Raw genomic sequence first — 9,699 nt, forward strand, 5'->3', positions numbered from 1 at the left:
CTGCGCGCGGTGTCCACGCCGGCCCCGCGCTACCCGCCCGACGCGCTGCGCGCCGGCACCTCCGGCGAGGTCCAGGTCGAGTTCACCGTCGGCACCGACGGTTCGGTCACCGCCGCGCGCGTGGTCCGTTCCAACCCGGCCCGGGTGTTCGATCGCGAAGCGGTCAACGCGGTGCGCAAGTGGCGCTTCCAGCCGGTCCCGGCGCCGGTCACCACGCGTCGCACGATCGGGTTCAACCCGGGCGGTTGATCGCCGCAGCGACTGGAAACGGAACGAAAAAACCCGGCGCGAGCCGGGTTTTTTTTCGGCTCGCGTTTGCGGCCCGCGCGCGGCCGCCGCTGCATCCGCATGGCATCCGGCAAAAATGCGGACGCTGGAAGTACGGCGAGTGCCAAGCCTGAATGCCCGACCTCCCTACCGTTACCAACGCCACATAAGCGTCTTGCGGCCCGCGCCTACTGTTCGCTGGCCCCTGCCGTGAGCGCGTTCGCTTGCGGTCACTGCCGCGCCCGGCGCGGTACTACCGTTTGGAGATCGACATGAAAACTACGCTGCTCTACGCCGCCCTGGTCTGCGCGCTCGCGCCGGCCGCCGCGCTGGCCGCGGCCGCCTCGGAGTCCGAACTGATTCCGCGCAGCCTGTTGTTCAGCAATCCCGAACGCACCAACGTCAAGGTCAGCCCCGACGGCAAGTACCTGAGCTGGGTGGCGCCGTTGAACGGCGTGCTCAACGTCTGGGCCGCGCCGATCGGCAGTCTGGATCAGGCCAAGCCGGTCACCGACGACAAGGCGCGCGGGATCAGCAACTACAGCTGGAGCTACCGCGCCGACACGGTGTTGTACGTGCGCGACAGCGGCGGCGACGAGAACTACCACGTGTACTCGGCCAATCTGGCCACCGGCGCCAAGCGCGATCTGACCGACTATCCCAAGACCCGCGCCTCGATCGCCGAGGTCAGCCCGCTGCATCCCGACGCGATCCTGGTCAGCATGAACGACCGCGACCCGCAGCGTTTCGATCTGTACAAGGTCGATCTGGTCAGCGGCGAGCGCAGCCTGGTGCAGAAGAACGAGCGCTTCGGCGGCTTCGTCACCGACGCCGATCTGAAGGTGCGCATGGCCACTCTGCCCAAGCCCGACGGCAGCCAGGAATGGCTGGAACCCGACGGCCAGGGCGGCTGGAAGTCGGTCGGCAGCGTGCCGATCGAAGACGTGCTGACCACCCGCACGCTGGGCTATACCAACGACGGCAAGACCCTGTACTCGATGGATTCGCGCGGCCGCGACACCGCCGCGCTGTACGCGACCGAGGTCGCCAGCGGCAAGAAGACGGTGTTGCTGGAAAATCCGCGCGCCGATCTCAGCGGCATCCTGACCGATGCGCGCAGCGGGCAGGCGCGGGCGGCGTCGGTGAACTATCTGCGCGAGGAATGGACGCCGATCGGCAGCGAATTCGCCGCCGACCTCAAGACCCTGGCCAAGCTCGGCCCGGGCGAAGTCGCGATCAACGCGCAGACCCTGGACGACAAGATCTGGATCGTCTCCTACTCGGCCGCCGAATCGCCGGGCACGTATTACCGCTACGACCGCGCCGGCAAGGGCAAAGGCAAGCTGACCAAGCTGTTCGACGTGCGCCCGGCGCTGGCCGGCAAGCCGCTGGTGCCGATGCATCCGGTCGAAATCCGTTCGCGCGACGGCCTCAACCTGGTCTCGTACCTGACCTTGCCGCGCGGCGCCGATGCCGACGGCGACGGCCGCGCCGACAAGCCGGTGCCGATGGTGTTGTTCGTGCACGGCGGCCCGTGGGCGCGCGACGAATACGGCTATGCCGGCACCTACCAATGGCTGGCCAATCGCGGCTACGCGGTGCTCAACGTCAACTACCGCGGCTCCACCGGCTTCGGCAAGCAGTTCCTCAACAAGGCCGACGGCGAGTTCGCCGGCAAGATGCACGAGGATCTGCTCGACGCGGTCGACTGGGCGGTCAAGCAGGGCGTGACCACGCCCGATCAGGTCGCGATCATGGGCGGCAGCTACGGCGGTTACGCCACCCTGGTCGGGCTGACGTTCACTCCGACCACGTTCAAATGCGGCGTCGATATCGTCGGCCCGGCCAATCTGGTCACGCTGATCAATTCCTTCCCGGCCTACTGGGGCCCGCAGCTGGAATCGACCTGGTACAAGCGGGTCGGCGATCCGCGCACCGAAGCCGGGCGCAAGAAACTGTTGGAGCGCTCGCCGCTGACGCGGGTGGACGCGATTACCAGGCCGTTGCTGATCGGCCACGGCGCCAACGATCCGCGGGTGATCCAGGCCGAAAGCGATGCTTTGGTCGAAGCGATGAAGAAGAAGGGCACGCCGGTGACTTATGCCTTGTTCCCGGATGAAGGCCACGGCTTCCAGCGTCCGGAAAACCGGATGGCGTTCAATGCGGTGGCGGAAGGGTTCCTGGGCAGTTGCCTGGGCGGGCGGGTGGAACCGATCGGTGCGGACTTCAAGGGATCGAGCTTGCAGGTGCCGGCTGGGGCCGATGGGGTCGAGGGGTTGGTTGAGGCGCTCAAGACGCATCAGGCTGAGGTGAAGAAGTGAGGGTGTTGCGCTGGGTTTGAGTTCGGCGCGGTAGGTATGCAAAAAGCCCGGCCTAGGCCGGGCTTTTTGTTGGGTGGTGTGGCGGTTGTGTCAGTGGAACGGCGTTGTCGCGTTGTTGGGAGCAAGATCAAAATGGGTTCCGGCTTTCGCCGGAATGACGGGTTGTATGCGGGCGCTCTGCGTGCAGGGCGGTGCGTTCGAAGCAGCCCACGTTGTCGGCGTGGGCTGCGCTCGATAGCGGTCGGCGCGGCCGCGCTGACCCGCGCTTAGCCGGAAATCGCCAGCCGCTCGTTGTGATAACGCCGCACCGCGGCGAACCACAGCAGCGCGGCCAGGCCGAAGCCGCAGGCCAGGTACACCGCCCAGACCTGTCCGGAGATCGCTTCGCCGCGGATCACCTTCAGCAGCAGCTGGTTCTGCGCCAGGAACGGCACCGCGAACTGCCACAGCTGGGTCTTGAGCGGGTTGACCAGCAGCACGAAGGTCGGCACCAGCGGCATCAGCATCAGCCAGGTGATGTGGCTTTGCGCTTCCTTCAGGCTCTTGGCCGCGGCCGACAGATACGTCAGCAAGGCGGTGCCGATGAACGACATCGGCATCAGGATCAGCAGCATCTTGCCGATCGCCGGCAGGCCGACGTCGAGCATGCGTCCGACCCCGCTGGTCATCTGCGCGCTGAGTTTGAACGCGAGCAAGGTCAGCAGCAGCGAGAACAAACCCAGGATGCAGGCGGCGGCGATCTTGCCGCTGACGATCGCCCCGCGCGGCGCCGGCGTGGCCAGCAGCGGCTCCAGCGATTGGCGTTCGCGCTCGCCGGCGGTGGCGTCGATGATCAGGAACGCGCCGCCGGCGAAGGAGGTCATGATCAACAGGTACGGCAGCAGCGCCGACAGCACCAGGCCGCGCTTGGCTTCCGGGGTGGCGACGTCGCGGTCGCCGACGCTGAGCGGCTGGGCGACGTTGGCCGAGATCCCGCGCGCCAGCAGGCGCAAGGCGCCGACCTGGCGGCTGTAGCCCTCCAGCGCCGCGCGCACGCGCCGGCTGGGAATGTCGGCGTCGCGGCGGGTGCTGTCCTGGACGATTTCCACCAGCGCCGGCTGGCCGGCCTTCCAGTCGCTGGCGTAGTCCTTGCTGACGATCAGGGCGACGTCGTGCTGCTGGCTCTGGATCGCCGCGTCCAGATCGGCCGGCGCGGGGATGGCGACGATGTTCTGGGTGGCCAGGAACTTGATCAGGTTCGGCGCGTGTTCGGCGCCGCGCACCGGCACCCGCAGCGCGGTGTCCAGCTGGGTGCGCGCGCGGTGTTCGGCCAGCGAGCCCATGCCCAGCATCAACAGCGGATACAGCAGCGGGCCCATCAGCAGGGCGATGGCCAGGGTGCGGCGGTCGCGCGAGATGTCCAGCAGTTCCTTGCGGATCACCGACCACACGGCGGAGAAGGTTCGGGTGTTCATGCGTGCAGGCCCTCGTCGCTGCCGATCGCCTTGACGAAGGCGTCTTCCAGATTGTCCTCGCCGGTCAGCGCGCGCAGTTCGTCGGCGCTGCCGGCGGCCACCACCTGGCCCTTGGCGATGATGACGATGCGATCGCACAGCGCCGCCACCTCTTGCATGATGTGGCTGGAGAAGATCACGCAGCGGCCTTCCTCGCGCAGTCCGCGCAGGAAGCCGCGCATGGCGCGGGTGGTCATCACGTCCAGGCCGTTGGTGGGTTCGTCCAGGATCACGTTGCGCGGGTCGTGGACCAGCGCGCGGGCGATCGCGGTCTTGGTGCGTTGGCCTTGCGAGAAGCCTTCGGTCTGGCGGTCGAGGATGTCGTCCATGTCCAGGGCCTGCGACAGCGCGCGGGTGCGCTGGTCGATCTGGGCGCGGCTCATGCCGTGCAGCTCGCCGAAGTAGGCGATGTTCTCGCGCGCGGTCAGGCGCTTGTAGACGCCGCGCGCGTCGGGCAGCACGCCCAGCGCGCGCCGCACCGTGGCCGGCTGCTGGGCCGCGTCGATACCGTCGACGCGGACTTCGCCGCGGTCGGGCTGCATCAGGGTGTAGAGCATGCGCAAGGTGGTGGTCTTGCCGGCGCCGTTGGGGCCGAGCAGGCCGGTGATCTGGCCGTCGTGGGCCTGGAAATCGACCCCTTGCACGGCCTGGACCAGGCCGGTCTTGGTGTTGAAGGATTTATGCAGATCGTGGGCGGTGATCATGGGAATCCGGGAATAGAGGCGGCAACGGGGAGTCGGTGCAGCGCGAGCGGGCGGCGGATGCGGGCGGCATGCGGCCGCATTCGCCAGCGGCTGATCGCGGCTGTTACGGCTCCCATCCATTGAACGAAACGAACGGCGGCACATAGCCCAGCGTGTCCAGGCAGCGCGCGTCGAGTTTCTTGGCGTCGGCGGTTTCGATGAACTGGCCCAGCAGCTTGGGCGTGCAGCCGATCCGCAGCGCGCCGTGGCCTTGGCCGCGCAGGATCAGATGGCGGCCGTTGGGCAGATTCTTGACTACTTGATCGCCGTAGCGCGGCGGGGTGACCGGGTCGAGTTCGCCGGACAACAGCAGCACCGGCAGGCTCGACTTGAATGGCTCGTGGAAGTTCTTCGGCCGCTGCCCGGTGGGCCAGACCTTGCATTGCGCGCCCAGCACCTTGGGCATGGCGTCGCCGAGCACGGTGTCGGCGTCGGCCGGATCGAGCTTGAACAGGTCCGCGTCCTCGGCGCAGCTGACCGACAACTGCATGCCGTAGTTGAGTTCTTCGCTGAGCTGATTGCCGAGCATCTTCGACAGCGACATCAGCGGCGCGTAGCGGCCCTGGTCGGCTTCGTTGAGCATCAGCGGCAGCAGCGAGGCGGCTTCCGGGGCGTAGGAGAACATCCGGGTGAGGATCGCCACGTGGCCGGCGGTGACGCGTTCGCGCAGTTGCTCGCCGGTGTTGGGATCGCGGTAGTCGACCTCCACCGGCGCTTGCTGCAGGCGCGCCATCAATTGGCGCAGCTGCTCGCGCGGATCGGCGCCGAAACGGGCGCGGCAGGCCGGGGTCTGCTGGCACAGCTTGAACTGCGCGGCCAGCGCCGAATCCAGATTGCGCGCGTGCTCGCTGCCGAGCACCAACTCGTTCGGCGCGACCCCGTCCAGCACCACCGCGCGGGTGTGCTGCGGGTAGCGGCCGGCGTATTGCTGGGCCACCCGGGTGCCGTAGGAGACGCCGACCAGATCGACCTTGTCCGCGCCGATCGCCGCGCGCAGCGCGTCCAGATCGGCGATGGCGTCGGTGGTGGTGAAGTAGCGCGCGTCCACCGTCAGCGCCTTGGCGCAGCGTTCCACCGCGGCCACCGAGGCATCGAGCATGGCTTGCTCGCTCAGGCCGGCATCGCTCTCGCCGGCCGCCTCGCGGCAGGTCAGCGGGGTCGACTGGCCGGTGCCGCGCTGATCGACCAGGACGATGTTGCGGCGCTTGCGCACGTCGCGGAACGCGCCGTCGACCAGCGGCCAGGATGCGGTCGCGGCCTGGCCCGGGCCGCCGGCGAGGAAGAACACCGGATCGGTTTCGGCCGCGCCTTCTTCGGTGGCGGGCAGCCACGCGACCCGCAGGCCGATCTTGGCGCCCTTGGGGTCGGCGTGGTTCTGCGGTACTTCCAAGCGCGCGCATTGCGCGGCGATGGTGCCTGCGGCATAGGCCGAGGACAGGGTGCAGGGTTCGAACGCGATCTGGCCGTAATGGCGCTTGCTCGCCGCCCGCGCATCGCCGGCGGCGCCGGCCGATCCGCCGCAGCCGCTCAATCCGGCGGCCGCCAGCGCCGCGGTCAGCGCCAACAGCGCCCAGCGCGGCGGTTGATCCTTCGTGTTGCTGTGCATGTCCGTTTTCTCATCCCAAGGCGGTGCGGTGCGCCTTCAAGGATGACAGACAGGGGCTGTGGGGTGGATGTGACCAACCGAAGTGAAATAAGTGAGGGGCCGACCCCTCAACCCGAAGTCCCGATCTCCACCCCGCTGGTAAAAGCAGACCCGGCAACCCCAGCGCGATAGTCTCAGCCCGCCCTCGCCCTTCCGCCGCGAGCGGCTACAACGCAGTCGCGGCTCGCGCCGCTCCTACAGGTAGCGGCCGCGGCAACGCGGTATCGGGCCGCCTGGTGGCGGCGAATCCGACTGTAGGAGCTGCGCGAGCTGCGACCGCGCCACTGCGCTCACGATGAAAGTCACGGCGCGAGCGGCTAACGCGCCGCTGCGCCCGCCTCACTTCGACGAAACGTACTTCTCCCGCCGAATCTGCGGCACCGGCAGCCCATACTCCTTGAGCGCCTCGAAACACGCATCGACCATGTTCGGATTGCCGCACAAATAGGCGATATCCCCCGCCGCATCCGGCGCGAACTCGCCCAGGAACTGCTGCACATAGCCATGGCGCACATCCGGATGCGGATCGGCCGGCAGCTCGCGCGAGAAACACGGCACGAAGCGGAAGTTCGGTTCGCGCTCGGCGAAGGCGCGGAACTCGTCGCCGTACAACAGCTCTTCCGGCGTACGCGCGCCGAACAGCAGCACCACCTCGATGCCGCGCTCGCGGATCAGGTTCTGCAACTGCGGCAGCATCGCCCGGTACGGGGTCACCCCGGTGCCGGTGCCGATCAGCAGGTAGCGGCGGTTGGCGTCGCCCGGCATCAGGCAGAAACGGCCGAACGGGCCGCTGGCCTGGATCGGGTCGCCCTCGTTCAAGCCTTCGAACAAGGCCGTGGCGGCGCCGCCGGGCACGTAGCTGACCGCGATCTCGACCGCTTCGCCCGGGCCGAGCGCGTGGTCGTGGATGGTCGCCAGCGAGTAGCTGCGCTTGGTCGCGGTGCCGTCGGCGTACTGGAAGTGGACCTGGATGAACTGGCCGGGGATGTAGTCCAACGGCTCGCCGTCGTCGCGCAGAAACACGTAGTGGCCGACGCTGGGCGCCAGCATCCGGCGCGAAACGAGCTTGAGCGGGAATTGCTTCATGGGGGATGCGTTCTCGGTGTGCGCTCCGGCCGGCTTGCGGCGCGATCGGATGCGGAAGGGGCCCGGCCGGCCCGGCCGCGGGTTCGCGTGGGCTCACTGCGCAAAGCCTGGGTGGCGCCGGCCGTCGCGGCGCGGGATTCGGGCGCGCCGCCAGGGCTCAGGTTCCGGCCCGTCCTGGGCATCGCAACATGGGATTTCGCAACAGTCTGTGGCCGGAGTACCGCCACGGGGCCGCCTATACTAAGCCATTCGCCGCGAGGCCCGCGGCCAGCGATCCGAGACCCCCACGCAATGACCCAGCCAACGGCCCCCGCCACGGGCCCGCGTTCTGTACCGGCCGCCGCGGCGGCAGCGGTTCCCGCCCTGCGCGTGCGCGAGCTGCGCAAGACTTACGACAACAAGGTTCAAGCGCTCAAGGGCGTGTCCCTGGACGTGGCCGAGGGCGATTTCTTCGCCCTGCTCGGCCCCAACGGCGCCGGCAAGTCGACCCTGATCGGCATCGTCAGCTCGCTGGTCAATCTCAGCGAAGGCGCGGTGGAGATCTTCGGCACCGACCTGACCGGCCGCCGCGACGAAGCGATGCGCCTGATCGGCCTGGTGCCGCAGGAGCTGAACTTCAACATGTTCGAGAAGCCGCTCGACATCCTGGTCAACTACGCCGGCTTCTACGGCGTGCCGCGCGCGGTCGCCCTGGCCCGCGCCGAGGAGGAGCTCAAGCGCGCGCAGCTGTGGGACAAGGCCGGGATGATGAGCCGGACCCTGTCGGGCGGCATGAAGCGGCGGTTGATGATCGCCCGCGCGATGATGACCCGCCCGCGCCTGCTGATCCTGGATGAGCCCACCGCCGGCGTGGACATCGAGATCCGCCGCGGCATGTGGAAAACCCTGCGCGAGATCAACGCCGCCGGCACCACCATCATCCTGACCACCCACTACCTGGAAGAAGCCGAGAGCCTGTGCCGCAATCTGGCGATCATCGACCACGGCCGGATCGTCCAGCAGGGGCCGATGAAGGCGCTGCTGGCGATGCTGGACGTGGAAGGCTTCCTGCTCGACATCGACGGCACCTTGCCGGCGGCGCTGCCGCAGATCGAAGGCGTGGCGATGCTCGCCAGCGACGATCACACCCTGGATCTGGAAATGCCGCGGGCGATGGACCTCAACCGGATCTTCGCCGCGCTCGGCGACGCCGGGATCCGGGTGCGTTCGATGCGGACCAAATCCAACCGTCTGGAAGAACTGTTCGTGCGCATGATCAACCAACCCGCCGATGCCGCCGCGCAGCCGGAGACCGCCGCATGAGCCAGAGCCTTCCGGTCGGCGAAAACGCCGTCAGCCCCGCGCGCCGCAACCTGGTCGCGCTGGGCACCATCGTCCGCCGCGAGGTCACCCGGATCCTGCGCATCTGGGGCCAGACCCTGGTGCCGCCGGCGATCACCATGACCTTGTACTTCCTGATCTTCGGCGGCCTGATCGGCTCGCGCATCGGCGATATGGGCGGCTACACCTACATGGAGTTCATCGTCCCGGGCCTGGTGATGATGAGCGTGATCCAGAACAGCTACGGCAACATCTCCTCGAGTTTCTTCGGCGCCAAGTTCGGCCGCCACGTCGAGGAACTGCTGGTCAGCCCGATGCCGAACTGGGTGATCCTGTGGGGCTATGTCGCCGGCGCCGTGCTGCGCGGGCTGATGGTCGGCGCGATCGTGCTGGCGATCGCGATGTGCTTCACCACCGTGCGCATGCCGCATCCGCTGGTGACCCTGACCACCGTGCTGCTGGGCGCGACGATCTTCTCGCTGGCCGGTTTCATCAACGCGGTGTACGCGAAGAAGTTCGACGACGTCGCCATCGTCCCGACCTTCATCCTGACCCCGCTGACCTATCTGGGCGGCGTGTTCTATTCGGTCAAGCTGCTGCCGCCGTGGGCCGAGGCGGCCACCCACGCCAACCCGATCTTCTACATGGTCAACGCGTTCCGCTACGGCCTGCTCGGCAGCAGCGATGTGCCGCCGTGGGTGGCGTATGCGTTGATGCTGGCGTTCGTGGCGGCGCTGTCGTCGTTGGCGCTGTGGCTGCTCAAGCGCGGCGTGGGATTGCGCAGCTGAGCCTGCCATCGCGAGGTAGTTTCGCGACCTGCCTGT

General features: G+C 68.0%; 8 protein-coding genes. 4 read left to right on the plus strand and 4 right to left on the minus strand.

What is annotated here, in order from left to right:
* Both V7787_RS51060 and V7787_RS51065 read left to right on the plus strand, forming a co-directional pair.
* The coding region (locus V7787_RS51060) for an energy transducer TonB (protein ID WP_336095167.1) at positions 1 to 249 on the plus strand (249 nt) is incomplete at its 5' end.
* 290 nt (positions 250 to 539) lie between these two features.
* Positions 540 to 2,588, plus strand: coding sequence for a S9 family peptidase (locus tag V7787_RS51065; protein ID WP_336095168.1), 2,049 nt, complete (start codon positions 540 to 542; stop codon positions 2,586 to 2,588).
* A 266-nt stretch (positions 2,589 to 2,854) separates the two neighbouring features.
* On the opposite strand, the gene V7787_RS51070 is transcribed toward V7787_RS51065, so the two are convergent.
* The 4 genes from V7787_RS51070 to V7787_RS51085 form a co-directional block, all read right to left on the minus strand.
* Positions 2,855 to 4,042: an ABC transporter permease gene (locus V7787_RS51070; RefSeq protein WP_336095169.1), complete on the minus strand. Its 1,188-nt coding sequence runs from the start codon at positions 4,040 to 4,042 to the stop codon at positions 2,855 to 2,857.
* Entirely contained in the window at positions 4,039 to 4,785 is a 747-nt protein-coding gene (locus V7787_RS51075; RefSeq protein ID WP_336095170.1) for an ABC transporter ATP-binding protein, read from the minus strand. Before V7787_RS51075 ends, V7787_RS51070 begins: the two co-directional genes overlap by 4 nt.
* Positions 4,786 to 4,888: 103 nt before the next feature.
* A complete protein-coding gene (locus tag V7787_RS51080) occupies positions 4,889 to 6,430 on the minus strand; it encodes an alpha/beta hydrolase (protein WP_336095171.1) in 1,542 nt (513 codons plus the stop codon).
* Between the two features lie 378 nt (positions 6,431 to 6,808).
* Complete coding sequence (locus V7787_RS51085) at positions 6,809 to 7,555, minus strand: ferredoxin--NADP reductase (protein ID WP_336095172.1); 747 nt, start codon at positions 7,553 to 7,555, stop codon at positions 6,809 to 6,811.
* Positions 7,556 to 7,846: 291 nt separating this feature from the next.
* Between V7787_RS51085 and V7787_RS51090 the strand changes: the two genes are divergently transcribed.
* Positions 7,847 to 8,857: an ABC transporter ATP-binding protein gene (locus tag V7787_RS51090; protein WP_336095174.1), complete on the plus strand. Its 1,011-nt coding sequence runs from the start codon at positions 7,847 to 7,849 to the stop codon at positions 8,855 to 8,857.
* Positions 8,854 to 9,663, plus strand: a complete 810-nt coding sequence (locus V7787_RS51095; RefSeq protein WP_336095175.1) for an ABC transporter permease — start codon at positions 8,854 to 8,856, stop codon at positions 9,661 to 9,663. Before V7787_RS51090 ends, V7787_RS51095 begins: the two co-directional genes overlap by 4 nt.
* The last annotated feature ends 36 nt before the right edge of the window (positions 9,664 to 9,699 follow it).

Source organism: Pseudomonas sp. CGJS7 (assembly GCF_036961695.1).

What these genes read in the sequence shown, in the direction of transcription:
- V7787_RS51065 (WP_336095168.1), top strand. Translation starts at nt 540, where the DNA reads ATGAAAACTACGCTGCTCTACGCCGCCCTGGTCTGCGCGCTCGCGCCG.
- V7787_RS51070 (WP_336095169.1), bottom strand. Translation starts at nt 4,042, where the DNA reads ATGAACACCCGAACCTTCTCCGCCGTGTGGTCGGTGATCCGCAAGGAA.
- V7787_RS51075 (WP_336095170.1), bottom strand. Translation starts at nt 4,785, where the DNA reads ATGATCACCGCCCACGATCTGCATAAATCCTTCAACACCAAGACCGGC.
- V7787_RS51080 (WP_336095171.1), bottom strand. Translation starts at nt 6,430, where the DNA reads ATGCACAGCAACACGAAGGATCAACCGCCGCGCTGGGCGCTGTTGGCG.
- V7787_RS51085 (WP_336095172.1), bottom strand. Translation starts at nt 7,555, where the DNA reads ATGAAGCAATTCCCGCTCAAGCTCGTTTCGCGCCGGATGCTGGCGCCC.
- V7787_RS51090 (WP_336095174.1), top strand. Translation starts at nt 7,847, where the DNA reads ATGACCCAGCCAACGGCCCCCGCCACGGGCCCGCGTTCTGTACCGGCC.
- V7787_RS51095 (WP_336095175.1), top strand. Translation starts at nt 8,854, where the DNA reads ATGAGCCAGAGCCTTCCGGTCGGCGAAAACGCCGTCAGCCCCGCGCGC.